We start from the raw sequence: 25,901 nt of genomic DNA, 5'->3' as shown, positions 1-25,901 counted from the left end.
CGGTAACGGCGTGTTTGCGGCCGTGCCTGGTCGGTCGGGCCTCGTCGGCTTACGCTGGACTGACAACGACATACCGGGTTCGCCTGGTATCCGCCGCCGTCGCGCGCCGGGCTCGTCCGCACGGACAGGGACAGGCGAATCGCAGGACTCGACTCCTATCCTCGACCCGAGCGGAGGCCGCGATGCCCGCGACGACCGAGATCTCGGTGCGTAGTTCCGCTTTCAACCATGGCGATCCGATCCCCGCGGTCTACACCTGCGAGGGCAGAAACGAGTCGCCCCCGCTGGCCTGGACAGCTCCCCCGCAGGCCGCCGGGCTCGCCCTCATCGTGGACGATCCCGACGCCCCCAGCGGCCTGTTCACCCACTGGGTGGTCAGCAATATCCCACCGGCCACCACGTCCGCGGAAGAGGGGCAGACGCCCGCGGGCGGGGTGGTCAGCCTGAACAGCGCCGACCGAGCCGAATACTTCGGCCCGTGCCCACCGGCGGGAACCGGCACCCACCACTACCGCTTCATCGTGTATGCCCTCTCCCACCCCGTCCGGGTCGACTCCCAGACCTCACCGGCCGACGCCAGATCCGCCATCGTCGACGCCAGCATAGGAGACGGCCGACTCATCGGTACCTATACCGTCGACGGGTAGCAGCCCGCATCCCGACACCTTTGGCTGTCGACACCACCTGGCACGGAGCGCTTTCGAAGCAGACCGTGCCAGGCGCTGCTCCGGCACTCGGATGGTGGGTGCCGGTCCGGACTCGCGGCTTCCGGACCGGCGAGAGAATCCTCCAAGAGAAACTTGTGTGCGCGCTGGGCCGTATCCAGGTGTGCGCTGTGAACCGGAGCATCAGATCCGGGTGACGTTCACAGGCCGAAGGTTTCGCGGGCGCGGTTTTTCCATTCCTCGATGAGTCGGCGTGCTTGCCGGTCGAATTCTTCCCGGTCGGCCGCGGGCCAGGTATCGGGGTCGGTGTCGAGGCCGCGTTCGGTGACGAACCGCATGAAGTGGGTGGAGGTCGCCTTGCCGCGGGCCTCGATGAACTCACGTTCTTCCGGGGTGGGAGTCACAGTTTCTTCATCCCGTGCCATGACGATCCTTTCATCAGTTGCTCGCCGAGTTTCAGGTTGTCACCGGTGAGCATGACCAGTTCCCTGGGTGAGGGGAACCCCACCGGCGGTCCGTCGAATCGTGTGCGCATGTCCTGAAGTAGCGCTGTGTCGGCGGGGCTCAACGTGCCTATTTCCCCGTCGAGCAGTGAGTCGATCCTGGATCTCATGCTGTTGACGGACTTCGCCAGTTTCCCGGGATCCGGGTTCCAGTCGTAGCCGGCCTTGGCCCAGGCGACCGCGCCGTCGAGTGAGCTGTCTTGCCGCAGTCTCGTGGCGGTCAGCTCTATTCTGTCCACGCCCGATCGGCGGAAGTAGTCCTCTGTGGATGCGGCGAAGGCAGTGGAGAATCCTTTGCCGGTGAAACCTTCGTTCAGTTCGGTGAGATCATGGGTGACTACGAGCCTCCCGTCGTTGTCGCGCGTGAAGCTGTAGAGCAGCGATCCGGCGTCTTCTCCGCCGGGGCCGGAGATCTTCGCGGTGAACCCCACGTTGTCGGGGTGAATGCTTCCGTCCTCGCGTTCCCAGGACCGTTCGTACCAGGCGCCGAGATCCTCGAGGTGATAGGGGCCGTACTTGCGCTGTAGTCCTCCCAGCTCCCGGGTCAGGTCGTAGTCGTCGAGATCGCCGCGCCGAGCGCCGTCGAAGAGGTCACCCAGCGGCCGCATATGCGACAAATCGGTGAGCGGCGTCCGCCCGGAGCGTGCGGCGACAGGAGCCGAACCATCCGCGGCATCGCTTGATTTTCGGGTACCCGCGATCCGGTCGTGTCCGTCCTGGTCGCTTCTCCGGATGACGCGATCAGTTTCTCTGACGCCTTCGGCTTTGCCGTGTATCCAAGCGTTGTGGCCCTCCGCCTGGCGGCGCAGCATTCCGCGCAGATCGTCGCGGAGTCGCCTGAACAACTCCCTGACAGCATTGGCGCCCGGACCCCTCACCGGATCGGCGAACCCTGCCCCGGGTCGCGTACGTACTCGTACCACCTCATGCGGGAGACAACCAGACGTCGTGTGATCGACGACACCGACTCGTCGGGCCCGGTAAGCGGAGCGCGGGCTTGGCGGACCTGTTCGTCGGGCACCGCCGGACGCAGGCCGAGGCGTTGCCCGCGGGCCGGTGCGGCGGCCAGGCGTCCGGCGGCTTTCAGGGCGCGGGTCTCCCGGTCCGAAGTCTGGTCCTGAGTCGAGACGCGGGCGTACCCGATCAGCGCTCCGCTCCCGCCGATCGCGTCCAGGGCATCACAATCGAAGGAAAGCGATTCGAGCGCAACGGTGTTCGCCATCCCCGCGATTTTACAGAAGAGGATGATCATTACTCGTTGAACAGTCCGACGTTACGACACGTTTGCGATCAATGCCGGACCCTGGCGACTCGGGCGTTCTCCGACCGGTCGGCATCCCCACTCATCGGCCTGATACCGACCCGACACATGCGCTGACACGGCGTCCTCCCTGGTCACCGTGCATAAATGGCAATAGACCACAATCTCACGGATGGCCCACACCCCGCGCCCGTCCTGCTGGCACGACGGGCGCGGGGTACAGAAGGTCTCAGCGAGATTGCGGTGGCGCATGTCGTGGTAGCAACGGGACCACGACGCAGCACAGCGCGGTGATGGCGACGACCGCGGCCAGGGCGGTGGCTGTGCCGGTGGTGTGGAAGTACACGGTGGTGACAGCGGCCGCGCCGAGGCTGTTGGCCAACTGCTGGACAGCGGACAGTGAACCGCTGGCGCTGCCGGATTCACTCGGATCGATGTCGCCGAGGGTGACCTGGTAGATGCTGCCGAAGCAGGCTCCCAGACCGAGGCCGGTGAGGAATGCCGGCACGATCAGCATCGGTGGTGTGGGATCGATCGCCGCGACGAGGGCCAGTAGCGTGAGCGTGCCGAGCAGGGTGAGCAGGAGCCCGACGGTGACCAGTGTGCGACCGAGCCGTTCGATCAGTTGATGTGCCGCGATGGAAGAGACGATGATCCCGACGGCGACAGGCGCGAGTCCGAGTGAGGCCTGGGTTGGGCTGCGGCGCAGCACTTCCTGTAGGTACAGCGACAGTACGAGCAGCAACCCTGACGTCGCGGCGAAATAGAGAAAGCCCAGCGACAGGCCCGATGTGAACCCGCGGTTGTGCAGCAGCGAGGGCTCGATCAAGGGGCTTGCGGCACTGTGCTGGCGTAGCCCGAACAGCGCGAAGAAGACGAGTCCGGTAAGGAATGACAGGATCGGCGCGGCCGACCATCCGTGTGTTGAGCCCTCGATCAGCCCGTAGAGCACGCCGAACATGGCGGTTGCGAGCAGAACAGAACCGAGTCCGTCCACGGTGACAGAGCGATCGCCGTCGCCCCGGGGCAGCAGCCGGGCGGCCAGCGCGACGGCCAGGCCGCCGAGCACGATATTGATCAGGAACATCGACCGCCAACCGAATCCGAAAAGGTCTGCGTCGATGAGAAACCCGGCGAGAAGCGGTCCGCCGACGGCGGACAGGCCGAGAGCGGGTGCGAAGACACCGAAGGCCTTGGCCAGTTCATCGCGGGGGAAGACAGCGGTGAGTATGCCGAACCCCTGCGGAATGAGCAGTGCGCCGAAACCACCTTGCAGAACGCGAAACACGACGACGGAGGCGGGACCGACCGCAAGCCCGCAGGCGATGGAAGCGAAGGTGAAGCCGATGATGCCGATGAGGAATAGTCTGCGGCGCCCGAACTTGTCGCCGAGCCTCCCGCCGACCACCAGCAGCACCCCCATGGCAAGGGAATACGAGGCGCCGAGCCATTGCACGAGAGCCGCCCCGCCACCGAGATCGGCGGCGATAGTGGGTGCGGCGATATTGGTGATGGTGGCATCCAGCAGGTCGAGGACGGACGCGAACAGGATGACAGCGAGAACGGCCCAGCGAGCGCGCGCCGCGGCGCGGAGGTCGGGGGCCAGGTCTGTGGACATGGAAATGCCTTTTCAGGACACGAGCCTCGGATAGGAGGCACGAGGTTGGATCAAGCCGGGAAGAAAGCGCCGACGTTCTCGCGCACCCACTGCTCGAAGCCGCGAGCAGGCGTGCCGAGCAGGGATTCGGTGGTCTCGGCGACAGGGGCGGGTCGTTCGGTGGCGGTGGCCCAGTAGTCGAGCAGGGAGCCGACGAAGGTGGGCGGCATGTGCCGGCTCATCTGCTGCTCGGCCGCGGCGCGGGTGATGGGAACCATGGGGATGTCGCGTCCGAGGACGTCGCAGACGATGGCGAGCTGTTCGCGGAAGGTGAGCAGCTCCGGGCCGGTCAGGGTGACGGTTCGGCCGCGCAGTTCGTCCGCGGTGAGGGCGGCGACGGCGATATCGGCGATGTCGGTGGGGTGGATGACCGCCATGGCGGCATCCGGGTAGGCGTGCTCGACGGACATGCCGTTGCTGATGAGATGGGCCCAGCCGAGGGCATTGGTGGCGAAGCTATCGGGGCGCAGCACGGTGGCGGTGAGATTCGAAGCAGCCAAGACCCTTTCGACGGCAAGGTTGTGGGAGGCGAGGGGGTCGTCTTCGGCGGCGGGGGACAGGACAGCCGAGGACGACAGCAGCACGATGTGTTCGACACCGGCGCGCTGGGCGGTGGTGATGAAGGCGTCGATGCCGGCGGGTTCGGGATAGAGAAAGACCCCGGTGACACCCTCCAGCGCGGGGCAGAAGGTGCGGGGGGCGTCGAGGCGCAGTTCGGCGACTTCGACTCCGGCGGGGACGGTGAGGGCGGCCGGGTCGGCGCTGGCGGCGCGGACAGGCAGGTCGGCGGCATGCAGGGCGGTGATGATCGCCTGGCCGATCCGGCCGCGGGCGCCGGTGACAAGGAAGGTCATGAGTGCTCCGGTTCGAGGAATGATCTGTGCGCTTGCACAAATACATGTTGCTATGCACGCATTTGCTTGTCAACACACATTGAAACTTGGGCATGGAGTTACCATGTGCACATGACTGCGAAGGATGGGCCCACCGCCGACGACCTGCTCAACGCGGTGGGCCCGGCGTTCGGAAAACTGCGGCGGACCTCGATGCTGGATGTGGCAAACCCCATCTCCGCTAAGGATCTGAACCGCACACTGGTGCTCAATCTGGTACTGGAGCACAGTCAGGGCAACGAGATCACCGTTGGCATGATCGCCGAGATGCTCGGCGTCGACCCGTCCGTGGCCAGCCGCATGGTCAGCGACAACATCAAAGCCGGCTATCTCATACGCGCCGCCTCACAGCAAGATGGCCGCCGCACGATCCTCGAACTGAGTGACGCCGGCCGCGACCTGATGGCCCGGTTCCGTAAACACCAGCGCGACGCCTACGACTACATCACCGCCGAATGGTCGGAGCACGACCGCCTGGAACTGGCCCGCCTCCTGCTTCAGTACGTGGATTCACTCGCGGAGCTGAAGGACCGGGGCCCGGAGAAAAACGCCTAGAACCCCGGGCCATATCCCCGAGACGGCGGGCACTCATGAGGTTGCGTCGCGGGCACAGTTATGAGCTGTTCACTGCTGTGCCGTGAACAGCTGTGGCGCCCCAGAAATGCTGATGCCCCGGATCCGTCTGGAATCCGGGGCATCATCGACCAGCATCCGTCCCTGGCCCTATCCGTTCAGGCAAGCTCGGGAGCGAACTCCCCAGAATGTACTGCTGCCGTAGAGGCGTCCCCCTCGCTCGGCGTGAAGACGAGCGTGAAGCCGCCGGGGTTCTTGGAATCCCGCACACCGACGTCACCGCGCGAGAGGAAAGCGACCTCGACACAATCAGCTTGGGTCCCACTGTGCCTGCTCTTGGACCGCTGAATCCCCCTCATTGAGCTTGCCTACCGACGACTATTGCCACCGAAAGTCACCGGCGACCAAGCTCGCGGTAAACGCGTCCCACGCGCCGCGACCGAACCTGAGCGCTGGACCGGCTTGGTTCTTGGAATCCCGAACGCCGACAGTACCGCTGCCGATGAAGGCGACTTCGACACAGTCGGAATGGGTGCCGCTGTAGCTGCTCTTGAACCAGTTGGCCGCTGATAGGTCGACAGTCATGCTGAAATCTCCTTCGCTATCAGCCGGAGCAGGCTCCTGCTGTCCGTCTCGTCCAGCGCTGCCCGCCGGAGACTGTCATGCACTCGATCGTAGCGCTGCAGGTCATTTGATTTCTCCAGATACATACAGCCGGTGAAGGTTTCGAGGTAGACAACCGGAGGAAACACACCGGCGCCCCTGGCATCCTCGTCGAACTCCAGAATCGCGAACTGACCCACGGGATCGCCGACCGGTGCGCCAGCCGAGCAAGGCAGAATACGGATCGTCACGTTGGGCAGCTTCCCGACCTCAGCCAAGTATCGAAGTTGCGGTGACATCACATCCGCTCCGCCTACGGTGCTGCGCAGGACCGACTCGTGAAACACCATGTCGAGCACGATCGGCCGATGCCTTCTGGTGACCATCGCTTGGCGTTTCATCCGAAGTTCGACACGTCGCTCATGGTCGCGGCTGTCTTCCGTGGGGTTGGCCGCTCGGATGAGGGTGCGGGCGTAGTCGGGAGTTTGAAGTAGGCCGTGCACCAACGAGGGCTGGTACACCGACAGCTTCCGTGCCGCCGTCTCCAATCCGACATACACGTCGAAATCTGCAGGTATCACCGTTCCGTACTCGTGCCACCAACTCTTCGCGGCGCCTTGCTGATGTAGTCCGACCATGGCTGCCGTCATGTCCTGAGTCATCCCCAGCACATCGCAGAGCGCTTCGACATCACGCACCCTCAATCGAGTCGCTGCCCCCTTTTCCAATCGTTGCAGCACCGACGAACTCAAGTCCGCCAGCTCGGCGAGCCTTTCCAACGACAGATTCAGCGCTGTCCGTGCGTCACGCAGGTAGTACCCGAGCTGACGCCTCGGCAGGGTCGAGCCGGTGTCGTGCTCGTCCATGGGATCCCCTCTTCTAGTGCGAATTCGACCCGTACCGGGTGACGACTACGACCCGGCACGGGATTTGCTCTGGACCTTCGGCCGAGTTCGGCTGGGAAACCCAGACTTCGAACTCCGCGCAGGTCAAAGGTGTTTTGCTGACTTCGCGCCCAGTAGGGGGCCACCCCGATCTCCCACCACGCCCCCGCCCCTGGGTTCTGCCGACTTCCAGGGCTGGGCGCACCCTAGCTCACCGACTCGCGCAGAGGTCTGGAAATGAACCAATCGGAGTTCGGGGACACGCCTGTGTCCCGCTGCCGGTATTACCGGCAGGTGTGCGGCCTGCCCGCGATCGTCGACCCACCCGAGTTGGGCCGCATCGTGATTCGGGCCGGAATCGTCTGGGCGCTGATGATGCCCGCCCACCTGGGGCAACTCGTGAAGATCGACCTACAGCGCCGTGGGCACGGTATCGGCCCGATCATGTCCCACCCGCGTTCACAACGGTGGAGCTACTTGGTGCGTCCCGATCTGCCGAACGACGACAGCCTGTTCGCGGAAATGTTCCGCCTCGACGTCTCCATAGTGCGCGCGGGCGGTGAGATCGCGCTCCCTTCCCCCACCGACCGATGTGCCTTGTTCCGCCATTGGATCGAACCTCCGCGCTCGGCGTACCGCCCGTCCGGCCAGTTGGTCTTGGCGGCGATCCGGCACCTGGCACTCGGAGCGTCCACTCGACACCCGCGAAACCGGCACACGGTGGCGAACGGCGAATCCGGAAAGGGTCTGAGCGCGTGACCTTCCCGCTTCGCCGCATTGCCCATCCGCAGATGGACCGACCTCCCCCGGCGGCGCGCGATGACACCGGAACCTTTACCCCCCAAACACCGCCTGTTGGCCGCCTGTCGCGGCGACGCTCGAGACGACCATCCCCTCTTGACCGCAGCTCGAGACCTCACCGCCCTTCACGAAAGCCGCCTCTCCGCAGGACTGGCGCAAGCCGAGTCGATCGATCAATGCCGCGCCCGCCTGGTCCGCGACATCGACCGCTGGGTCACCGCCCAGCTACGACCATCTCTCGGCGCGGCCCGCGTCCACACCGAGACGGTCGGCTCGGTGGTAGACCGCCTCGCCGAGTACACCGCACTCGCCTACGCGGCGTTGGCAAGCAGCTCGAATCGGGTCCTCGGCGACGCATGGGAACGTCTGGCGGAACTGGCGGTCGGCTACGAAGACTTGAAGGACGAAGTGGGGACGGGACAACGCCGCCTGCCGGGCGGGCCGTAGCGCGGTACGGCTCCCAGCGGGTCGGCGAAGGCTGGACCCAACCACCGAACTCACGTGGAGTTCGTATAGGGGAGCTCGCCTGTCGCGCAGGTTAGAGCTGACGCCGCCTGCTGCGATGCCCGCGCCGAAGAAGGCCAGTTTCCCGGCCGAGCCGTAGACAGCACTGAGGGCGTGAGGCGCTCACCCTTGCACCCGATCGTGGCTGGTGACGTGTATTGCACAACTTCACAACTGCGATGGCGTGAATCAGCACCGACCTGGTTGCACCCGTGGGGACCGGCCAGTAGCGTCGATCCCAGCTTGCAGGGGGCGGATAAGCCGGTCCGGCCCCCGTCGATGCGTTACGGCACCGGCGGTGAGGAACCGATGACGAGCTGGGGGAAGTTGCTGCGTGGCGCCGCACTCGCGATGGGTGCGGTGGTGGTGCTGGCTGGATGTGAGGACAGCACCGGCGACACTCCGCCTTCCACATCGGTGGCGGCCACGTCGACCTCCGCCCCTACGAGGTCAACCGATCCCGATGCCGCACTTTGGAACCCGTGTAACCTATCGGATTCAGCGATATCGGCTACTGGGCTGGATCCTGCCAGCAAGAACAAGGACGCGGCCGGCGTTGACTTCACTGGATGGAAGGTATGCGGGTGGCGAGCCAACTCTCGTTGGTACGACTTGACGGTCTTCTCAGGCACGCCCACTCTGCAGGACGTCCAAAAACGTCGTGATTTCGAATCCTTCACACCACAGTCGGTGGGAACCCGTAATGCCGTCGAGTTCCTCGATGTAGGCGACAGCAAGCAGCTCAAGTGCAGCATCGCGGTCAAGGTGGCACAAGGCACCGTGTTGTTCCGGGTTGTCACCCGCTACTCCATTGGCAAGCAAGGCGATCCGTGCATAGAGGTCCGTCGCCATGCCTCCGAGCTGGCGCAGTATCTGCCGAGGAACTAAGGAGGGGACGTGTCTGTCGGCGTCGACCCAATGGACTGGCGGAGGGTTCTCGAACTGGCGAACTCCGGTGAGGTATCGCTGCATCCCGAGATCGGCAAGGGACTGGACAAGATCTGCGACGACTACTTGGACCGGCTGGACGCTATCTTGCAAATGGCGGACCGGGTCAAGATCATCGACGGGTTCGGTCCCTTTCCCTCAGGACAGGCTCTACAGGAGAAGTTCACCGGTAAGGCTGCTGGTTCCGAGCAATCCCTGGACGCCGTCCTCATGCAGCACATCGACGCGGTGAAGATCGCGAAAGAGGTTGTGGCCAAGGCTATTGCTAACTTCGTGGAGCTGGATCAGTCCAGGGCCGACCAGCTCACCGGTCTGGATGCCCAACCATGACCTATGACGAGTACCGGAACCGGATCATCGCCGCGCAGGCGCAGTGGAATCGGGAGCGCGAGACGATCTACGACTTCACCGGTCGGTTGGGCACGTCGTTTCAGGGGGAATACGAGCCGCCGCGGATTCCCGGGCCGGACAACTACGACAGTATGACGTTGGCGCAGATGGTCGACGCCGTGAACGCGATGCGGCCGGGGACGGTGCGGGAGGCGTCCGAGGCGTGGCTGAACATCGGGATGAACCTGACGGGTGCGATTCAGGCGTTCAACGAGCAGTTCGGCCGCACCGTGACCGGTGACGGCACGAATCCGGGGTGGACGGGGCAATCCGGCAAGGCGGCGGCCGAGGCGGTCACGAACTACCGCAATCAGTCGGGGAACCTGGCCGATGCCGCTTGTCTGGTGAGTTTCAAGCTGTCGGAGATGCATACCGGTCTCGAGCAGACGCAGGCGTTGATGCCGCAGGCCACCGAACGCCCGGACCTGATGGGTAAGACGTTGCCGCAGGACGGCGTCATGAAGGCGGGTGATTACACCGAGGAGGAGGCCACGCAGGAAGCGCGGCGGATCCTTCGCACGGTGTACGGGCAGGTCGCCACTCAAACCGACCACGGCGTACCTGTCCTGCCGACCGCTCCGCAGATCGTGGCGGATAGCGGGCAGCCAGGTCCGTCGTCACCGGGTACCTCGAATTCCGCCGCGCCACAAGAGACTTCCGACTCGGCCGTTCCCACAGGCGCGGAATCGGAATCCACCGAACCGTCCGACAGTGACCCGCAGGAATCACCCCGGACCGACCCCGCAGCCACCACGCCCCAGTCGGTCACCCCGGCGGGGGTGGACCAGCCGGCCAGCGTGCAACCGACCACCTCGACCGCTCCGTCGACGACGCCGAGCAGCACCACCACACCGAGCCCGAACATCACTACCGCCACACCGGGTCGACCCGGTACCACGAGCCCGAGCGCTCCCCGGCGATCCGGCAGCCCGAGCAGTCCCGGTACGCCGAATTCGACCGCCACTCCGGCACCGGGCCGCAACGTTCCCGTCGGTCCACAGCAGCCGAACGCCCTTCCGGCCGCCACGGCAACCGGCAGCCAGGCGGCTCGATCCGGCGCGGCTGGCACGACCGGCATGGCCCCCGGAATGGGAGCGCGCGGCAAGGACGACGAGCGGGAGACCTCCGGCGTCAAGGACTACCTGATCAACCAGCACAACGGTGCGGAACTCACCGGTCTGGACTCCTTGCCGAAGTCCGTCCCTCCGGTCATCGGAGACAACCCGAATGGCTGACTGGCGCTTCACCGGGCAGGAATTCGAGATCCTCTGGGCAGCCTACGGTCGCGACCGCCTGCCCTACCCGCTGCAATACCGGCCGCAGGAGATGGATTTCGCCGACCTGAAGCGTCAGCGCGAGGCAGCGGTGGACGCGCTACTCGGTCGATACGCCGTCGACCTGGAACGGGCCCTCGACGTTTTGCTGGAACCGGAGGCGCGCGTCGAGTCGAAAGGGATGGGCGGCCCGGACATGTCGATCGTCTTCCGTTTCCACGGGGCCGTACGCGGGCAGATCGGCGCCACCCTTGTCCAGCTTCCCGGTACCGCACCGGACACCGGCGGTGACGTGATCGTGAGTTTTTGCGCCGCGCAACGAGTGGCCGTGAAAGCGGTCGCCGCGCTGCCCAAGATGCCTGCGGGCACGCATCCGCCGCTCGAAGCGCGGCGGGAAGAAGTGAGCGCCGACCGGGATCGGCCGGTGCGCAAGCCGTATGAGGTCGGCGTCGTCGCGCAACTGGACCGAATCTTCAAACGCGAACGCCTCGGCCTCGGTGAGATCACGGTGCTCGCCGGTCCGGCCGTCGACGCGCGCCCGAGCTTCGGACGCGGCTTCTGGTGGATGGATTACGCGGACGGCCGCTACTACGTCAAGACCGGCGACCCCATCGTCGCCAAACCGCTGGAACCTTCCGCGATGGCGGCCGAGATCAACCGGCTCACCGCTCTGACCCAGCGCTACTACCGCGAAGATCGCGAACACGACGAATACCTGCGGTCGCAGCGATAGCGGACCATCCGGGCATCCCGGGACCACGTCACAGCGGGATGTCGGCCTCGTCACGGGGGCATTCGGGCGCGGCGAGCCCGGATGCGCGGCTCGTTCCCGGTGCTAACTTCGCGCTGCTCCACCGACGAAACCGATCACCAGGGAGGTTTGGTAGTGGGAAAGACAACCGTTCGGGCCATCGTGACGGCAGCGGCGGTCGCCGCGGGCACGTTGACGATGGGTCTCGTCGCGCAACCCGCGACGAGCGAGACGATCGGCGGCGATCCGGTCGCCTACCTGGCGCAGGACGAAGAGCAGGGTCAACCCTCCGACGCGAGTGACGCCGACCAAGGCGACGACAAGGGGAAGGGCAAAGGGAAAGGCAAGTCCGAGGGGAAGGGCAAGGGAAAAGGCAAGGGTAAGGGCAGCGAGGGCAAGCCGACCGCCCTCAATCCGACTGAGCCCCCGGCACCCATGCTGCGCATGCCGAACGGCACGTCGTGCGACGCGAATTCGCCGACGTGCCGCTCGGTGCCGGTCAGCGGGGCAGGCGCTCGATGATCGTCGCGTTGGCGGTGCCGCCGCCCTCGCAGATGGTGAGCAGCCCGTAGCGGCCCTCGATCCGTTCGAGTTCGTTGAGCAGCGTGGCGAACAGTTTCGCACCGGTCGCACCGAGCGGGTGGCCCAGCGCGATGGCGCCACCGTTGACGTTCACCTTCTCGGGGTCCGCGCCGGTCTCCTTCAGCCAGGACAGCACCACCGGCGCGAATGCCTCGTTGATCTCGATCACGTCGATGTCGTCGATGGTGAGGCCGGTCTTCTCCAGCGCCCACTTGGTCGCCGGAATCGGGGCGGTGAGCATGAAGATCGGGTCCGCGCCACGCGCGCTCACATGGTGGATGCGCGCTCGCGGGGTCAAGCCGTACTCCTGCACCGCCCACTCCGAAGCGAGCAGGGTGGCGCTGGCGCCGTCGGAGATCTGGCTGGCCACCGCGGCGGTGAGCGGGCTGCCCTCGGCCAGGGGCGGCAGCGAAGCCATCTTCTCCAGGCTGGTCTCGCGCGGACCCTGGTCGATCCAGAAGTCGCCGACCGGCACGATCTCGTTGTCGAAGCGGCCGTTCTTGATCGCGTCGCGGGCCCGCTCGTGGCTGCGCAGCGCCCAGCGCTCCATCTCTTCCCTGCTGATGCCCCACTTCTCGGCGATCAGCTGGGCGGCGCGGAACTGCGTCACCTCACCGGTGCCGTAGCGGTGGTCCCAGCCCTGCGCGCCGACGAACGGGGTGTCGAAACCGTACTCCTTGCCCGCCAGCATGGCCGCGGAGATCGGGATCGCGCTCATGTTCTGCACGCCGCCCGCGACGATCACCTCGGCGGTACCGCTCATGATGGCCTGCGCGCCGAAATTGATGGCCTGCTGGCTGGATCCGCACTGCCGGTCCACAGTGACGCCGGGAACCTCTTCGGGATATCCGGCGGCCAACCACATGGTGCGGCCGATGTTGCCCGCCTGCGGGCCGACATTGTCGACGCAACCGACGATGACGTCGTCCACGACGCCCGGGTCGATCGGGGTGCGGTCCAGCAGGCCGCGCAGCGCGGCCGCCCCCAGATCGGCCGGATGCACGCTCGCCAACGCGCCGCCGCGCTTGCCGACGGGGGTGCGTACCGCATCGATCACGTAGGCGTCCCGCAGCGGAGCGTACGGACGACGGGACGCGGAAGGTGCTGACATGTAAGGACTCCTACGTGGTGCGCTCGGGGACGGTGAGCCCGTCGAGCACGATGGTCAGGTACTGCTTTGCGAGGTTTTCGACGGTGATCGGCCCACCCGGCCGGTACCACCGCACCGCGACCCAGACCGTGTCACGCAGGAAGCGGTAGGCCAGTTCGACGTCGAGTTCCGGCCGGAAGGCGCCGTCCCGCACGCCGTTGGTGAGCACCCGGTGCCACAGCTCGCGGAATTCGCGGTTGTAGTCGGCGATGTAGGTGAACCGCTCCGAGTCGCGCAGTCGCTTCGCCTCGGTCTGGTAGATCGCCACCGCGGCGTGCCAGCGGTCGAACGACTCGTAGGAGGCGAGCACCAAGGCTTCCAAGGTGTCTCGCGCGCTCAGGCCGGAGGCGACGATCTCGCGATAGCGGCCGAACAGCTCGTCGAGGAACCCGCGCAGGATCTCGTCCACCATCGACTCTTTGGAATCGAAGTGGTGATAGAGACTCCCCGAGAGGATTCCGGCCGCGTCGGCGATGTCGCGCACCGTGGTGGCGCGCAATCCACGCTCGGCGAACAATTCGGCCGCCAAGGCGAGCAACTCACTGCGCCGAGCTGATTTAGAGGCGTCTGTTGCGGGCACACGGCCATCGTACAACCAAGCACTTGCTTGGTCGAGAGGTACTGCTCAGCGCTCCGAGTAGCGCAGCGGCGAGGAGACCGACAGATCGGCCAGCAGGCGATCGCAGATGATCACGGGCGAGACGCCCGCCCGCGCCATTCGCGCGACGAGCGCGAGACGGCGTTCGCAACTGTCCCATTCCACGGTGAGCTGACCGCGATCCGGACCGGCGTCCACCGTGGCCATCACCCGGGGCGGGCCGCCGCGCACGGGCTCCTCGCTCAGCTTGAGCACCATGCCGCGCTGCCAGGCGTGGTAGGCGTCCATATCGGCCTCGACCACCAGCTTGTCGGTGGCCGCGCACAGGCCCTGCGCGATCTCGTCGGCGAAAGTCACCTGGTCGAAGCGGAATTTCCGGCATTTCGCGACCACCGCGAGCAGATCCGAGCGCACCTCGCACAGCAGGGCGGTCTGGCGCTGCCTGCGCCGCTCCTGCTCGGTCTCCGTACCATCGGCGCTGAGGCCGATGCGCCGGGCACGCTCGCGGTCGCGCGCCAGATCGGCGCGCAGCGCGCGGCGCGGGTCGCGGGCGACCTCCCCCTCATCGACGGCGTGCTGCGCGAGAATGCGCACGGCGGCCGTGGCGACGGCCCTTGCGGAGGTGTGCTCGATGAGTTCGGCGCCGAGGGTGAGCGCCGAGAGGACGAGGCTGTCGAGCCGTCGCCTGGCCAGCACGACTTCGCGCACCACATCGAGTTCCAGTTGTTCGCGGGCAGGTGGGCGATCCAGGCCCATAGCCATCGCCCCCTTGTCGAGCGCGGATCCGATCTCATCCAGCATGGCACACCCCGACCCCTCGCGGCTTGCCCTTTTCTACCTGATCAGCCGCTCATTTCGGCTGGCGTGCGCGATGCGAGAAGGCGATCGCAATACGGCGCGCGAGGTCTCGCCCGCGACGGCGGACACCCGGCTGCTCGGTGGTCGCCGGGCCGGCTCGTCCGCCCGGCGCGGCGCGGACGAGCCCGGGAAGCGCTGCGGCTCAGGCGCGTTGGCTGCTGATCGAGACCACCTCGCCGGTCAGGTAGGTGGTGTAGTCGCTGGCCAGCATGGCGATCGTCGCGGCGATCTCCCACGGCTCGGCCGCGCGGCCGAACGCCTCCCGCTCCGACAGGTGGTCGAGCAACTCGGTGGAGCTGACCTTGTCCAGGAAGGCGTGCCTGGCGATGCTCGGGGCCACCGCGTTGATCCGCACGCCGAGTTCGGCGGCCTCGATCGCGCTGCATCGGGTCAACGCCATGACGCCCGCCTTCGCCGCGGCGTAGTGCGCCTGACCGTGCTGCGCGCGCCAGCCCAGCACGCTGGCGTTGTTCACGATGACGCCGCCGTGGCCCGCGTCGCGGAAGTAGCCGAGCGCGGCGCGGGTGCAGCGGAACGTGCCGTTGAGGGTGATGTCGAGGACTCGGTCCCACTGCTCGTCGGTCATGTCGACCACGGGCGTCTCCCCGCCGAGCCCGGCGTTGTTGACCATGATGTCGATCCGGCCGAGCGCTTCGGCGGCACCGCGGACCAGCGCGTTCACCTGTTCGGTGCGCTGCACGTCGCACGGGATCGAGGCGACCCGCCGGTCCGGGAACTCGCCGGCCAGCTCGGTCGCGGTCTCTGTCAGACGCCGCTCGTGCCAGTCGGAGACCACCACGTCCGCGCCCTCGGCCAGCAGCCTGCGCGCGGTGGCCGAGCCGATGCCGGTGCCCGCGGCCGCGGTGATCACGGCGGCGCGCCCGGTCAGCAGGCCGTGCCCGGCGACGGGCGCGGGGGCGACCGACAGCGGGCCGGTCACGGGCGCGCCTCGCGGGGTAGGCCGAGCACGCGCTCGGCGATGATGTTGCGCTGCACTTCGTTCGAACCTCCGTAGATGGTGTCGGCGCGGGTGAACAGATACAGCCGCTGCCATTCGTTGAGATCGTCCTCGCCCGCCACCAGGCCGCGAGCGCCGAGCACGGCCATCGCCAGCTCGCCGAGGCCGCGATGCCAATTGGCCCAGAGCAGTTTCGCCACCGAGGCCTGGCCCGCGCCGTCGTCCACGCCCGCGCCTTCCATCGTGCGCATGGCGTGCGCGCGCAGCACTCGCAGCCCGACCCAGGCCCGATCGATCCGATCGGCGATCAGCGGGTCGTCGGCCGCGCCGGTGCGGCGGGCCAATGCCTCTATGTCGGCCAGCTCCCGGGCGAACCGGATCTGCTGGCCCAAGGTGGAGATGCCGCGCTCGAAGGTGAGCGTGCCCATGGCGATGCGCCACCCGTCGCCCGGCTCGCCGACCACCAGGTCGGCCGCGGTGCGGGCGTTGTCGAAGAAGACTTCGTTGAATTCCGACGTGCCGGTCAGCTGGATGATCGGGCGCACGTCGATGCCCGGCTGCTTCATCGAGACCAGTAGGTAGGACAGGCCCTTGTGCCTGGCCGACCCGCGCTCGGTGCGGGCGACGACGAAGCACCAGTCCGCGACGTGCGCGAGCGAGGTCCAGATCTTCTGCCCGTTGATCGACCACTCGTCGCCGTCCAGGTGCGCGGCGGTGGTGATCGCGGCCAGGTCGGAGCCCGCGCCCGGTTCCGAATAGCCCTGGCACCACAGTTCGCTGACATTGCGGATGCCCGGTAGGAACCGGTCCTTCTGCGCCTGCGTGCCGAACGCGAGCAGGGTCGGGCCGAGCAGTTCTTCGCCGACGTGCGACACCCGCGCGGGCGCGTTCGCCTTGGCGTACTCCTCGTGGAAGATCACCTGCTGGCGCACCGTGGCCTCGCGGCCGCCGTACTCCTTCGGCCAGCCCAGGCAGGTCCACCCGGCCGCGGCCAGGTGCCGGTCCCAGGCGAGGCGTTCGTCGAACGCCTCGTGTTCGCGGCCGGGACCGCCGAGGCCGCGCAGCTCGCGGAAGTCTCCGTCGAGGTTCTCCTCCAGCCACTCGCGCACCTCGGCGGCGAATCGCTCGTCCTGCGCAGCGGAAAACCGCCCGTCCGGAGCGGCGGTATCGGATTCTGAGGTCTGGATCGCACCCACGCCGGTAGGATAACCTACCAAGCACTTGCTTTGTAGAGCACTCGCATAAGTGACTCGCGGACGGTGAGGACAACCGTGACAACCCCTGCACAGACGACACCGATGGCACTGCACCACGCCGCCCGGACCTTCGGCGACGCCCCGGCGATCGCCGACGGCGAAGTCCGGCTGGACTGGACCCAATTGCTGGAGGCGGTCCAGGAAGTGGCGCGGGCGCTGATCGCGCGTGGCGTGCGGGTGGGCGACCGCGTGGCCATGTGGGCGCCCAATACGCACCACTGGGTGGTCGCCGCGCTGGCCGCGCACTACGCCGGAGCGGCACTGGTACCGCTGAACACCCGCTACGTGGCCGACGAGGCCGCCGACGTGCTCGGACGAGTGGACGCGAAGGCGCTGTTCATCGCGGGGCCGTTCCTCGGCCGCGACCGGCTCGCCGAACTGCGCACGAGCGCGCCCGACCTGGCCATCGATACCGTGGTCGTGATCCCGGTCGAGCCGGGCACCGAGAACACCGACATCGCCGCGCTGGACTGGTCGGAACTCGCGACCGTCGCCGCGCCGGTGACGGTGGCCGAAGCCGAGCAGCGCGCCGAGTCGGTGCGCCCCGAGGACATCTCCGACATCCTGTTCACCTCCGGCACCACCGGCCGCAGCAAGGGCACCCTGGTCGCCCACCGGCAGGCGCTGTCGGTGGTGCGGGCCTGGGCCGAGTGCGCCACCTTGCGCAGCGACGACCGGTATCTGGTGGTGAACCCGTTCTTCCACAACTTCGGATACAAGGCGGGCATTCTCGCCTGCTTGGTCACCGGGGCCGCGATCATCCCGCAGGTCACCTTCGACGTGCCGGAGACGATGCGGCTGATCGGCGCGGAGCGGGTCACCGTGCTGCCCGGCCCGCCGACGATCTACCAGACGATCCTGGATTTCCCGCGCCGCGCCGAATTCGACCTGAGTTCGCTGCGGGTGGCCGTCACCGGCGCGGCGACGGTGCCGGTGGTGCTGATCGAGCGGATGCGCTCGGAGCTGGCCTTCGACGTCGTCATCACCGCCTACGGCCTGTCCGAGAGCGCCGGCTTCGGCACCATGTGCCGGGTCGATGACGACGCCGAGACCATCGCGAACACCTGCGGCAGGCCGATCGCGGATTTCGAGCTGCGCCTCGGCGAGGCGGGCGAGGTCCTGCTGCGCGGGCCGAACGTGATGCTCGGTTACCTGGACGACCCGAACAGCACCGCGCAGACGATCGATGCCGACGGCTGGCTGCACACCGGCGACATCGGCACGATCGACGAGCGCGGGTACCTGAAGATCACCGACCGGCTCAAGGACATGTACATCTCCGGCGGCTTCAACGTCTATCCCGCCGAGGTCGAACAGGCGCTGGCCCGGCTGGACGGCGTGGCCGAGTCGGCGGTGGTCGGCGTGCCCGACACGAGGATGGGCGAGGTGGGCAAGGCGTACGTGGTGCGCAAACCCGGCTCGGCGCTCACCGAGGAGCAGGTGCGCGCACACGCGGCGACCGTGCTGGCCAACTTCAAGGTGCCGCGAGTCGTCGAATTCCGCGACCAGCTGCCCTACAGCGCCGCCGGGAAAGTGCTCAAGCGTCAACTACGTGAGGAGAAGTCGTAATGTCGGAACCGGCAACCCCGAACGAGGGTCCGGCGATCCCGGACGAAGGTGAAGTCGTCACCTATGAGCGGCGCGGTCGCGTCGCGATCGTCACGCTGAACCGGCCGGACTACCGCAACGCGCAGAACTCGGTGATGACCTACGCCATCGACGCCGCCTTCGAGCGCGCCGTGGAGGACCCCGAGGTCGGCGTGATCGTGCTGGCGGGCAACGGTAAACACTTCAGCGCCGGGCACGACATCGGCACGCCGGGCCGCGATCACCACGTGCGGTACCAGAACAAAGCGGCGCTGTGGTGGGACCACGTGGACCGCGCCGGTGGCGATCAGCGCTTCGCCCGGGAACTCGAGGTCTACCTCGGCATGTGCAGGCGCTGGCGGGAGATTCCGAAGCCGACCATCGCCATGGTGCAGGGCGCCTGCATCGCGGGCGGGCTCATGCTGGCCTGGGTGTGCGATCTGATCATCGCCTCCGACGACGCGTTCTTCTCCGATCCCGTGGTCCGCATGGGTATTCCGGGCGTCGAGTACTTCGCGCACCCGTGGGTGATGGGTCCGCGCGCGGCCAAGGAATTCCTGTTCACCGGCGACCGGTTCGGCGCCGCGCAGGCCAAGGAATGGGGCATGGTCAACCGGGTGGTGCCCCGCGCCGAGCTGGAGACCGAGACGCTGGCGCTGGCCGAGAAGATCGCCACCATGCCGCAGTTCGGTCTCGCGCTGACGAAGAAGGCGGTCAACCAGGCCGAGGACCTGATGGGCATGCGGTCGGGCATGGACTCGGTCTTCGGGCTGCACCACTTCGCGCACGCGCACAACGCCGAAGTCGGCGCCGACTCCCTCGGCGGCATGAACGCCAAGTCGATGAAGGCGTCGGCGGGCACCGCAGAACAGAACGGAACGACGTAGTGGATCTGGATCTCGACCAGGCGACCCAGGAATTCCAGCGGGAGGTCCGCGAATTCCTCGCCGCGAACAAACCCGCGAAACCGCTGGCCTCGATGGACACGAAGGCAGGATTCGAGGCGCACCGCGCCTGGGAGCGCACCCTCGCCGACGCCCGGCTCTCGGTGGTCGCCTGGCCGGAGGAGTTCGGCGGGCGCGACGCCTCGCTGCTGGAATGGGTGCTGTTCGAGCAGGAGTACTACGCGGCGGGCGCGCCGGGGCGGGTCAGCCAGAACGGCATATTCCTGCTGGCCCCCACGCTGTTCGAACACGGCACGCCCGAACAGCTGGAGCGGATCATGCCGCGGATGGCGCGCGGAGACGACATCTGGGCGCAGGCCTGGTCGGAGCCGGAAGCAGGCAGCGACCTGGCCGGTATCCGCTCGACGGCCCGGCGCACCAGCGGCGGCTGGCTGCTGAGCGGCCAGAAGACCTGGAGTTCGCGCGCCTCCTTCGCGGACTGGGCGTTCGGGCTGTTCCGCAGCGATCCCGAGGCCGAGCGGCACAAGGGACTCACCTACGTGATGTTCCCGCTGACCGCCGACGGCGTCTCGGTGCGCCCGATCCCGCAGCTGGACGGCGAACCCGGCTTCGCGGAGATCTTCCTCGACGACGTGTTCGTGCCCGACCGCGATGTGATCGGCGCACCCGGCGAGGGCTGGCGGGTGGCGATGAGCACCTCCAGCAACGAACGCGGTCTCTCGCTGCGCAGCCCCGGCCGGTTCAGCGCCACCGCCCAGCGGCTGATCGATCTGTGGCGCGAGGCGGGCGACGAGGACAACACCGCACAACGCGACGCCGTGGTGGACGCCTGGATCGGCAGCGAGGCCTACCGGCTGCACACCTTCGGCACGGTCACCCGCCTCGACGAGGGCGGCAAGCTGGGCGCGGAATCCTCGATCACGAAGGTCTTCTGGTCCGAGCTGGACATCGCCATGCACGAGACCGCGCTCGACGTGCTCGGCGCGTCCGCGGAACGTTCCGGGCCGTGGACCGACGGATACCTGTTCGCGCTGTCCGGCCCGATCTACGCGGGCACCAACGAGATCCAGCGCAACATCATCGCCGAGCGGCTGCTCGGACTACCGAGAGGAAGCAGCCGATGAGATTCGCGCTCAGCCCCGAACAACTCGATTTCGGCGCCAGCCTGCGCAAACTGCTGGAAGCGGGCCGCGTGCCCGCCGCCGTGCGCGCGTGGGCATCGGGCGACAGCGGGCCGGGTCGCGCGCTGATCCGGCAGCTGGCCGACGCCGGTGTGCTCGGACTGGCCGTCGCGGAGCAGCACGGCGGCATCGGCGCCGAGCCGATCGATCTGGTCGTGGCGTTCCAGGAACTCGGGCGCGCGGCCGTGCCCGGACCGCTGGTGGAGACCGCCGCGGCGATTCCGGCCCTGCTGCAAGCGCTTCCGGACCAGGATCTGGCGGCACGGTGGTTGCCCGGCTTCGCCGAGGGCGCGGCGCTCGGCACCGTCGCCTTCGCGCCGCTCGGCCCCGGCGTCGCCCTGGACGCCGACACCGCCGAGGTGGTCCTGCTGGCCGGCGAGAATCAGCTGTCCACCGGGAACCGCACCGGCCTGGTGCGATCGGTCGATCCCGCCCGCCGCTTGTGCACGGTCGCCGCGGCCGAGACCGTCGCCGAGGGCGATCAAATCCGCGCGGCCGCCGCCGCCGGCTTCGACACCGGCGCGCTGGCCTGCGCGGCTCAGCTGCTCGGCGCCGGCAAGGCGCTGCTGCACGCGTCGACCGAATACGCCAAGCAACGCAAGCAGTTCGGCAAGCCGATCGGCGAGTTCCAGGCCGTGAAGCAGAAGCTCGCGGACGTGCTGATCGCGCTGGACCTGGCCGAGCCACTGCTCCACCGGGCCGCGCTGACCATGGCCGGAACCACCGGGAGCCGGGACGTGTCGGCCGCCGTGATCGCCTGCGGCGATGCCGCCTACCGTGCGGCTCGCGCCGCCCTCCAGGTGCACGGCGCGATCGGTTACACCGCCGAGTACGACCTCTCCCTGTGGTTGACCAAGGTGACCGCACTGCGTTCGGCCTGGGGCACACCGGATCTGCATCGTGCCCGGATCGCACGGGCGCTGCGGGAGGACACCGACTCCGATCGCGCCGCGCGAGGCATCGCATGAGCGGTCAGGCCCGGAGGCGGCAGCGCAGCGTCACCACGCAGGGCCCCGCTCATGCGACCAACAACCACAGCATGAGCGGTCAGGCCCGGAGGCGGCAGCGCAGCGTCACCACGCAGGGCCCCGCTCATGCGACCAACAACCACAGCATGAGCGGTCAGGCCCGGAGGCGGCAGCGCAGCGTCACCACGCAGGGCTCCCGCTCATGCGCGAAAGGACACCGATGAGCACCGCCGAACACGAGGAATTCCTCGCCTCGGTGCGGGCGCTGCTGACCAAGCACGCCGGGTCGGCGGCGGTGCGCGCCGCGATGCACACCGAACTCGGCTACGACCCGGCCCTGTGGCGGCTGCTGTGCGAGCAGATCGGCGTCGCCGCGCTGGCGATCCCCGAGGAGTTCGGCGGCTTCGGCGCGGGCTTGGTCGAATCCTCGCTGGTGGTGGGCGAATTGGGCCGCACGCTCGCCGGGGTGCCGATGCTCGGCTCGGCCGTGCTCGGCGCGCAGGCCGTGCTGCTGTCGGGCGATGCCGAAGCCTGCGCGCGGCTACTGCCCGAGGCGGCGGAGGGCACGCGCACGATCGCGGTCTGCTGGGCGGACGAGCGCGGCTGGGACGAACCGGGCGTGCGTGAGACGGACGGCGCCCTCACCGGGACCGCGCACTACGTGCTCGACGGGATGTCGGCGGACACCCTCGTCGTCGTCACCCGGACCGGCCTGTTCGAGGTCGAACCCACCGCGCCGGGTGTCACCCGGCGATCCGCGCCCACCATGGACCCCACCCGCAAGCTGGCCGAAGTCGGTTTCGCCGACGTGCCCGCCCGACGGCTCGGCTCGGGCGACCAGGCGGCGGCCGTCGCCCGGCTGCGCCGCATCGCGTGGGCGGCGCTGGCCGCCGAGCAGGTCGGGGCCGCCGACCGCTGCCTCGAGATGACGGTGGAATACGCCAAGTCCCGGGTGCAGTTCGGCCGGGTGATCGGCAGCTTCCAGGCGCTCAAGCACCGGATGGCGGACATGTACGTGCTGCTGGAATCGGCCCGGTCCGCGTCCATCGCGGCGACCGCGTCGGTGGCGGCGGACAGCCCGTCGGCCGCCGAAGACGTCTGGGCCGCCCGCGTGCACTGCTCGGAAGCACTCACCGCCATCGCGGCCGAGACCGTTCAGCTGCACGGCGGCATCGCGATCACCTGGGAACACGACGCGCATCTGTTCTTCAAGCGCGCCCACGGGGACGCGCAACTGTTCGGCGCCGCGCACCGTCCGGTGGCGCAGCCGGCCTGAGCCGGGGCATGGGCGCGCCGGGTCGACGGCGCGCCCTGTCCCGAGTGGCTGTCGGCGGCTGAGCCGATGAACTAAGATGTGACACGCGCCATATGCGCATAGGCGGGGGCGTTTTCCAGTGGCACCGCAGGTCGGGATCGGTGCCGTCACGAGTCGAACTGCCGGCTCGTCACCCAACAAGTCGTCGGGGCCCACCAGCTGGGAGGATGCCATGACGCGAACAGTGAATTCCGATCTCGAGGTACTACGTTCCACGATGGACGGGCCGGTGTTCGGCCCCGGCGATACCGGGTACGACCGGGCTCGCGCCATCTGGAACGCCGACATCGACCGGCACCCCGCGGTGATAGCCCAGTGCGTGTCGCCCGGTGACGTGTCCGCGGCGCTGGCCTTCGGCCGGGACCGCGGGCTGGAGATATCCGTTCGCGGCGGCGCCCACTCCTATAGCGGGACCGCGGTCGGCGAGGGCGGCCTGATGATCAACCTCAGCGCGCTGAAGGGCGTCGTGGTGAATCCGGAGGCCGAGCGAGCCCGGGTCGGCGGCGGAGCGACGATGGCGGATCTGGACGCCGCGACCCAGGCATACGGGCTGGCGGTGACCGGCGGGGTGGTCAGCGACACCGGCGTCGGCGGCCTCACCCTCGGCGGCGGCATGGGCTGGCTGACCCGCATGGCCGGACTGGCCATCGACAACCTCGTCTCGGCGCGGGTGGTTCTCGCCGACGGCCAGGTGCTGCGGGCGTCCGAGAACGAGAACGCGGATTTGTTCTGGGCATTGCGCGGGGGCGGCGGCAATTTCGGCGTCGTCACCGAATTCGAATACCGCCTGCATCACGTCGGGCCGGAAGTGCACCTCGGCCTGTTCTTCTGGGACATGCCGGACGGGACGGATGCTCTGCGCCTGATCCGTGAGTTCATTCCTACTCTGCCGCGTCGGTCGGGCGCGTTGATAGCGCTGGCGATGTCGGCGCCGTCGGCGCCTTTCGTTCCGGAGCGATACCACGGCCGGGCGGGGCACGCCCTGATCGTGGCGGGTTTCGGCACAGCCGAGGAGCACACCGCCGCGGTGGCGCCGATCCGCGAAGCACTGCCGCCGCTGTTCGAGTTCCTCGGCCCCGTCCCCTACGCCAGGCTGCAACGGATGCTCGACGGCGCGGCGCCGTGGGGCTTGCGCGGGTACGAGAAGGCGCTCGACCTCGGCGATTTCTCGAACGACGTGATCGCGGTCCTGACCACGAACGCCGCCGAGAAAACCGCGCCGCTGTCGTTCATGCCGATCTTTCCGCTCAGCGGCGCGTTCAGCACCGTCGGTGAGGACGACACGGCGTTCGGCGGCGCGCGCACCCCGCACTACGGGTGCAATATCACCGCGATGGCGCCCGACGCCGAGACGCTCGCCCTCGACCGGGACTGGGTGCGCAGGACGTGGGAAGCGTTGCGCCCCATGGCTTCCAACCGCGGCGGGTATGTGAACTTCATGACGGACACGGACCGCGACCGGGTCCGCGAATCCTACGGAAGCGTCAAATACGCGAAGCTGGCCCGCATCAAGGCCGCCTACGACCCGTGCAACGTCTTCCACCGCAACGCGAACATAGCCCCCGGCTGACTCACTCGTTCGAGCGTCTACCGGCCGCGCCGGGGCGCAGGCCGTCCAGAACGATCTCCACGAGCCGCCGCCAATCACCGCTACCGTTGCCGATGGTCGCGGACATCGCGCCGACGATCATGTAGACGTCGGTCACGGTGCAGTCGTCGCGCACCATCCCGGCCGCCCGATCCCGCTCGACGAGCTCGCCGATCACCTCCTCGAGCCCGCTGCGCGATTCGCCGCGCGGCGCGCTGCCCGCCGACTGCCGCGCCGCCTCGATGGCCGCCGACAAGCCCCGGTCGGCGGTCAGCACCTCGCCTACGTGGCGCAGGTAGCGGGCGAGCCCTTCCCCCGGCTCGGCACGCAGGCATTCGGTGCGGGCGAATTCCTCGATCTCGGCGAAGCGCTGCGCGGCCGCTGCCTCGATGAGGTCGGCCTGGGTGGGGAAATGACGGTAGACGGTACCGATACCGACTCCCGCGGCGCGAGCGATCTCGGGCAGTTGCACCACACTGCCGCGCTCGGCGAACAGCGCGCGAGCCGCGGCCAGGATGCGGGCGCGATTGAGCGCGGCGTCCGCGCGCCGCGGACTGGGCGATGGTGGCCTTGACACCGGCGATCCCTCCATGTTTACCCTTCAATCGGAAGCGGAATCCGATTCCGTTTCATCTCATCGAAGGGTAGCAGTTCATGTCCCACAATCGTTTCCGCGTCCTGGACCCAGGCGAGGCACGGGCAGGCCGGGTGCCGTTGCCGCCCGCCTTCGCGGTGAAAGCCACCACCGCCGACACCGAAGGCAGGTTCTCCTTGCTGGAGGTGACCCTCGCGCGCGACATTCCCCGGCATACCCACCACGTCGCCGACGAGTGCATTTACGTACTCGAAGGCACACTCGACGTCGAATTCGACGATCGGACACTCTCCGCGACCCGAGGCATGTTCATACTGCTTCCACACGGCGTGCCCCACGCCCTGCGCTGCGGGTCGCAGCCACCCCCACGGGTACTCCAGATCTCCTCACCCGGCGGCTGGGAGTGCTACCTCGAGGACCTCTTCGAAGCCGGTGCGTCGGTACTGACCGATGGGGCGCTGGACCCGGTGAAGATCAATCCGATCGCGGCGAAATACGACATCCGCTACGAGGAAAAGGTTTGATCCGTTCGAGTGGCCCTGTCGGACAACAGCTTTGACGCCAGTCCGGTTCACCTGCGATAGCCCCCCGATGGAGCCGGTCGCTCCACCGGGGGCACCCCGCTTCCGATCATGTGGCCGACTTCACCGCCA

30 protein-coding genes are annotated in these 25,901 nt (G+C 67.8%); 16 read left to right on the top strand and 14 right to left on the bottom strand.

Features of this window, described 5'->3' with window-relative positions; all coding sequences use genetic code 11:
- The first annotated feature begins 182 nt into the window (after positions 1-182).
- Positions 183-647: a YbhB/YbcL family Raf kinase inhibitor-like protein gene (locus ON29_RS35565; protein ID WP_051174825.1), complete on the top strand. Its 465-nt coding sequence runs from the start codon at positions 183-185 to the stop codon at positions 645-647.
- 218 nt (positions 648-865) lie between these two features.
- Here the strand turns inward: ON29_RS35565 and ON29_RS03395 are convergent, their stop codons facing one another.
- From ON29_RS03395 to ON29_RS03375, 5 genes are all read right to left on the bottom strand, one after another.
- Positions 866-1,090: a hypothetical protein gene (locus tag ON29_RS03395; protein WP_157106555.1), complete on the bottom strand. Its 225-nt coding sequence runs from the start codon at positions 1,088-1,090 to the stop codon at positions 866-868.
- The gene (locus tag ON29_RS03390) at positions 1,066-1,785 is read right to left on the bottom strand and encodes a hypothetical protein (RefSeq protein WP_157172638.1); all 720 of its coding nucleotides are present in this window, start codon (positions 1,783-1,785) and stop codon (positions 1,066-1,068) included. The genes ON29_RS03395 and ON29_RS03390 overlap by 25 nt, the downstream gene beginning before the upstream one ends.
- Before the next feature lie 257 nt (positions 1,786-2,042).
- The gene (locus ON29_RS03385; protein ID WP_217999075.1) at positions 2,043-2,390 is read right to left on the bottom strand and encodes a hypothetical protein; all 348 of its coding nucleotides are present in this window, start codon (positions 2,388-2,390) and stop codon (positions 2,043-2,045) included.
- 268 nt (positions 2,391-2,658) lie between these two features.
- Positions 2,659-4,047: an MFS transporter gene (locus tag ON29_RS03380; protein ID WP_040864614.1), complete on the bottom strand. Its 1,389-nt coding sequence runs from the start codon at positions 4,045-4,047 to the stop codon at positions 2,659-2,661.
- Positions 4,048-4,097: 50 nt separating this feature from the next.
- Positions 4,098-4,940, bottom strand: a complete 843-nt coding sequence (locus tag ON29_RS03375; RefSeq protein ID WP_040864613.1) for an NAD(P)H-binding protein — start codon at positions 4,938-4,940, stop codon at positions 4,098-4,100.
- Positions 4,941-5,051: 111 nt separating this feature from the next.
- Here ON29_RS03375 and ON29_RS03370 point away from each other — a divergent pair, with 111 nt between their 5' ends.
- On the top strand, positions 5,052-5,534 hold the full coding sequence (locus tag ON29_RS03370; RefSeq protein ID WP_040864612.1) for a MarR family winged helix-turn-helix transcriptional regulator: 483 nt from the start codon (positions 5,052-5,054) through the stop codon (positions 5,532-5,534).
- 176 nt (positions 5,535-5,710) lie between these two features.
- Here ON29_RS03370 and ON29_RS03365 read toward each other — a convergent pair whose 3' ends face one another.
- Genes ON29_RS03365 through ON29_RS03355 form a run of 3 tightly spaced genes read right to left on the bottom strand, consistent with a single transcriptional unit; the run spans position 5,711 to position 7,021 of the window.
- The gene (locus ON29_RS03365; protein WP_040864611.1) at positions 5,711-5,911 is read right to left on the bottom strand and encodes a DUF397 domain-containing protein; all 201 of its coding nucleotides are present in this window, start codon (positions 5,909-5,911) and stop codon (positions 5,711-5,713) included.
- A 19-nt stretch (positions 5,912-5,930) separates the two neighbouring features.
- Entirely contained in the window at positions 5,931-6,137 is a 207-nt protein-coding gene (locus tag ON29_RS03360; protein ID WP_040864610.1) for a DUF397 domain-containing protein, read from the bottom strand.
- Positions 6,134-7,021, bottom strand: a complete 888-nt coding sequence (locus ON29_RS03355) for a helix-turn-helix domain-containing protein (RefSeq protein ID WP_040864609.1) — start codon at positions 7,019-7,021, stop codon at positions 6,134-6,136. The genes ON29_RS03360 and ON29_RS03355 overlap by 4 nt, the downstream gene beginning before the upstream one ends.
- Before the next feature lie 255 nt (positions 7,022-7,276).
- Between ON29_RS03355 and ON29_RS03350 the strand changes: the two genes are divergently transcribed.
- The 7 genes from ON29_RS03350 to ON29_RS03320 all read left to right on the top strand — a co-directional run bounded on the left by ON29_RS03350 (position 7,277) and on the right by ON29_RS03320 (position 12,229).
- On the top strand, positions 7,277-7,798 hold the full coding sequence (locus tag ON29_RS03350; RefSeq protein WP_063825235.1) for a hypothetical protein: 522 nt from the start codon (positions 7,277-7,279) through the stop codon (positions 7,796-7,798).
- A gap of 138 nt (positions 7,799-7,936) precedes the next feature.
- A complete protein-coding gene (locus ON29_RS03345; RefSeq protein ID WP_245548809.1) occupies positions 7,937-8,287 on the top strand; it encodes a DUF4254 domain-containing protein in 351 nt (116 codons plus the stop codon).
- 336 nt (positions 8,288-8,623) lie between these two features.
- Positions 8,624-9,232 carry a DUF3558 domain-containing protein gene (locus ON29_RS34425; protein ID WP_157172637.1) on the top strand — a complete coding sequence of 203 codons (609 nt, stop codon included), beginning with the start codon at positions 8,624-8,626 and terminating at the stop codon, positions 9,230-9,232.
- Positions 9,233-9,241: 9 nt separating this feature from the next.
- Complete coding sequence (locus tag ON29_RS03335) at positions 9,242-9,622, top strand: hypothetical protein (protein WP_083863202.1); 381 nt, start codon at positions 9,242-9,244, stop codon at positions 9,620-9,622.
- Positions 9,619-10,917 (top strand): hypothetical protein, encoded by a 1,299-nt coding sequence (locus ON29_RS03330; RefSeq protein ID WP_040864605.1) that lies wholly within the window; start codon positions 9,619-9,621, stop codon positions 10,915-10,917. Before ON29_RS03335 ends, ON29_RS03330 begins: the two co-directional genes overlap by 4 nt.
- Positions 10,910-11,689 (top strand): ESX secretion-associated protein EspG, encoded by a 780-nt coding sequence (locus ON29_RS03325; protein WP_040864604.1) that lies wholly within the window; start codon positions 10,910-10,912, stop codon positions 11,687-11,689. Before ON29_RS03330 ends, ON29_RS03325 begins: the two co-directional genes overlap by 8 nt.
- A gap of 153 nt (positions 11,690-11,842) precedes the next feature.
- Positions 11,843-12,229 (top strand): hypothetical protein, encoded by a 387-nt coding sequence (locus ON29_RS03320; protein WP_040864603.1) that lies wholly within the window; start codon positions 11,843-11,845, stop codon positions 12,227-12,229.
- Here ON29_RS03320 and ON29_RS03315 read toward each other — a convergent pair.
- The 5 genes from ON29_RS03315 to ON29_RS03295 all read right to left on the bottom strand — a co-directional run bounded on the left by ON29_RS03315 (position 12,207) and on the right by ON29_RS03295 (position 17,049).
- Positions 12,207-13,400 (bottom strand): acetyl-CoA C-acetyltransferase, encoded by a 1,194-nt coding sequence (locus ON29_RS03315; protein ID WP_373283843.1) that lies wholly within the window; start codon positions 13,398-13,400, stop codon positions 12,207-12,209. The two genes, ON29_RS03320 and ON29_RS03315, sit on opposite strands and share 23 nt — an antisense overlap.
- Positions 13,401-13,410: 10 nt before the next feature.
- Positions 13,411-14,019 carry a TetR/AcrR family transcriptional regulator gene (locus ON29_RS03310; protein WP_040864602.1) on the bottom strand — a complete coding sequence of 203 codons (609 nt, stop codon included), beginning with the start codon at positions 14,017-14,019 and terminating at the stop codon, positions 13,411-13,413.
- Between the two features lie 45 nt (positions 14,020-14,064).
- Positions 14,065-14,838, bottom strand: coding sequence for a hypothetical protein (locus ON29_RS03305; protein ID WP_245548808.1), 774 nt, complete (start codon positions 14,836-14,838; stop codon positions 14,065-14,067).
- Between the two features lie 199 nt (positions 14,839-15,037).
- Positions 15,038-15,835, bottom strand: a complete 798-nt coding sequence (locus tag ON29_RS03300) for an SDR family oxidoreductase (RefSeq protein WP_040864601.1) — start codon at positions 15,833-15,835, stop codon at positions 15,038-15,040.
- Positions 15,832-17,049, bottom strand: a complete 1,218-nt coding sequence (locus ON29_RS03295; RefSeq protein ID WP_040864600.1) for an acyl-CoA dehydrogenase family protein — start codon at positions 17,047-17,049, stop codon at positions 15,832-15,834. The genes ON29_RS03300 and ON29_RS03295 overlap by 4 nt, the downstream gene beginning before the upstream one ends.
- 75 nt (positions 17,050-17,124) lie before the next feature.
- Here ON29_RS03295 and ON29_RS03290 point away from each other — a divergent pair, with 75 nt between their 5' ends.
- From ON29_RS03290 to ON29_RS03265, 6 genes are all read left to right on the top strand, one after another.
- Positions 17,125-18,678 carry a FadD3 family acyl-CoA ligase gene (locus ON29_RS03290; protein WP_281032490.1) on the top strand — a complete coding sequence of 518 codons (1,554 nt, stop codon included), beginning with the start codon at positions 17,125-17,127 and terminating at the stop codon, positions 18,676-18,678.
- Entirely contained in the window at positions 18,678-19,583 is a 906-nt protein-coding gene (locus tag ON29_RS03285; RefSeq protein ID WP_051174824.1) for an enoyl-CoA hydratase, read from the top strand. Before ON29_RS03290 ends, ON29_RS03285 begins: the two co-directional genes overlap by 1 nt.
- Positions 19,583-20,725 (top strand): acyl-CoA dehydrogenase family protein, encoded by a 1,143-nt coding sequence (locus tag ON29_RS03280; RefSeq protein ID WP_040864598.1) that lies wholly within the window; start codon positions 19,583-19,585, stop codon positions 20,723-20,725. The genes ON29_RS03285 and ON29_RS03280 overlap by 1 nt, the downstream gene beginning before the upstream one ends.
- Positions 20,722-21,750, top strand: a complete 1,029-nt coding sequence (locus ON29_RS03275) for an acyl-CoA dehydrogenase family protein (protein ID WP_040864597.1) — start codon at positions 20,722-20,724, stop codon at positions 21,748-21,750. The genes ON29_RS03280 and ON29_RS03275 overlap by 4 nt, the downstream gene beginning before the upstream one ends.
- A 220-nt stretch (positions 21,751-21,970) precedes the next feature.
- Positions 21,971-23,026: an acyl-CoA dehydrogenase family protein gene (locus ON29_RS03270; protein ID WP_040864596.1), complete on the top strand. Its 1,056-nt coding sequence runs from the start codon at positions 21,971-21,973 to the stop codon at positions 23,024-23,026.
- 211 nt (positions 23,027-23,237) lie between these two features.
- Positions 23,238-24,635, top strand: a complete 1,398-nt coding sequence (locus ON29_RS03265; RefSeq protein ID WP_040864595.1) for an FAD-binding oxidoreductase — start codon at positions 23,238-23,240, stop codon at positions 24,633-24,635.
- Between the two features lies 1 nt (position 24,636).
- Here the strand turns inward: ON29_RS03265 and ON29_RS03260 are convergent, their stop codons facing one another.
- Entirely contained in the window at positions 24,637-25,230 is a 594-nt protein-coding gene (locus ON29_RS03260) for a TetR/AcrR family transcriptional regulator (protein ID WP_040864691.1), read from the bottom strand.
- 77 nt (positions 25,231-25,307) lie between these two features.
- Here ON29_RS03260 and ON29_RS03255 point away from each other — a divergent pair, with 77 nt between their 5' ends.
- Entirely contained in the window at positions 25,308-25,772 is a 465-nt protein-coding gene (locus ON29_RS03255) for a cupin domain-containing protein (RefSeq protein WP_040864594.1), read from the top strand.
- The last annotated feature ends 129 nt before the right edge of the window (positions 25,773-25,901 follow it).

The organism is Nocardia exalbida NBRC 100660 (genome assembly GCF_000308575.1).
GTDB classification, from domain to species: Bacteria; Actinomycetota; Actinomycetes; order Mycobacteriales; family Mycobacteriaceae; genus Nocardia; species Nocardia exalbida.
The sequence above is the reverse complement of the archived record's forward strand: the minus strand, read 5'-3'. Positions and strand labels throughout refer to the sequence as shown.

Excerpts from the sequence above, each read along its gene's own strand:
- ON29_RS35565 (WP_051174825.1), top strand. The coding sequence starts at position 183 with ATGCCCGCGACGACCGAGATCTCGGTGCGTAGTTCCGCTTTCAACCAT.
- ON29_RS03395 (WP_157106555.1), bottom strand. The coding sequence starts at position 1,090 with ATGGCACGGGATGAAGAAACTGTGACTCCCACCCCGGAAGAACGTGAG.
- ON29_RS03385 (WP_217999075.1), bottom strand. The coding sequence starts at position 2,390 with ATGGCGAACACCGTTGCGCTCGAATCGCTTTCCTTCGATTGTGATGCC.
- ON29_RS03380 (WP_040864614.1), bottom strand. The coding sequence starts at position 4,047 with ATGTCCACAGACCTGGCCCCCGACCTCCGCGCCGCGGCGCGCGCTCGC.
- ON29_RS03375 (WP_040864613.1), bottom strand. The coding sequence starts at position 4,940 with ATGACCTTCCTTGTCACCGGCGCCCGCGGCCGGATCGGCCAGGCGATC.
- ON29_RS03370 (WP_040864612.1), top strand. The coding sequence starts at position 5,052 with ATGACTGCGAAGGATGGGCCCACCGCCGACGACCTGCTCAACGCGGTG.
- ON29_RS03365 (WP_040864611.1), bottom strand. The coding sequence starts at position 5,911 with ATGAGGGGGATTCAGCGGTCCAAGAGCAGGCACAGTGGGACCCAAGCT.
- ON29_RS03360 (WP_040864610.1), bottom strand. The coding sequence starts at position 6,137 with ATGACTGTCGACCTATCAGCGGCCAACTGGTTCAAGAGCAGCTACAGC.
- ON29_RS03355 (WP_040864609.1), bottom strand. The coding sequence starts at position 7,021 with ATGGACGAGCACGACACCGGCTCGACCCTGCCGAGGCGTCAGCTCGGG.
- ON29_RS03350 (WP_063825235.1), top strand. The coding sequence starts at position 7,277 with ATGAACCAATCGGAGTTCGGGGACACGCCTGTGTCCCGCTGCCGGTAT.
- ON29_RS34425 (WP_157172637.1), top strand. The coding sequence starts at position 8,624 with ATGCGTTACGGCACCGGCGGTGAGGAACCGATGACGAGCTGGGGGAAG.
- ON29_RS03330 (WP_040864605.1), top strand. The coding sequence starts at position 9,619 with ATGACCTATGACGAGTACCGGAACCGGATCATCGCCGCGCAGGCGCAG.
- ON29_RS03325 (WP_040864604.1), top strand. The coding sequence starts at position 10,910 with ATGGCTGACTGGCGCTTCACCGGGCAGGAATTCGAGATCCTCTGGGCA.
- ON29_RS03315 (WP_373283843.1), bottom strand. The coding sequence starts at position 13,400 with ATGTCAGCACCTTCCGCGTCCCGTCGTCCGTACGCTCCGCTGCGGGAC.
- ON29_RS03305 (WP_245548808.1), bottom strand. The coding sequence starts at position 14,838 with ATGCTGGATGAGATCGGATCCGCGCTCGACAAGGGGGCGATGGCTATG.
- ON29_RS03285 (WP_051174824.1), top strand. The coding sequence starts at position 18,678 with ATGTCGGAACCGGCAACCCCGAACGAGGGTCCGGCGATCCCGGACGAA.
- ON29_RS03275 (WP_040864597.1), top strand. The coding sequence starts at position 20,722 with ATGAGATTCGCGCTCAGCCCCGAACAACTCGATTTCGGCGCCAGCCTG.
- ON29_RS03270 (WP_040864596.1), top strand. The coding sequence starts at position 21,971 with ATGAGCACCGCCGAACACGAGGAATTCCTCGCCTCGGTGCGGGCGCTG.
- ON29_RS03265 (WP_040864595.1), top strand. The coding sequence starts at position 23,238 with ATGACGCGAACAGTGAATTCCGATCTCGAGGTACTACGTTCCACGATG.
- ON29_RS03255 (WP_040864594.1), top strand. The coding sequence starts at position 25,308 with ATGTCCCACAATCGTTTCCGCGTCCTGGACCCAGGCGAGGCACGGGCA.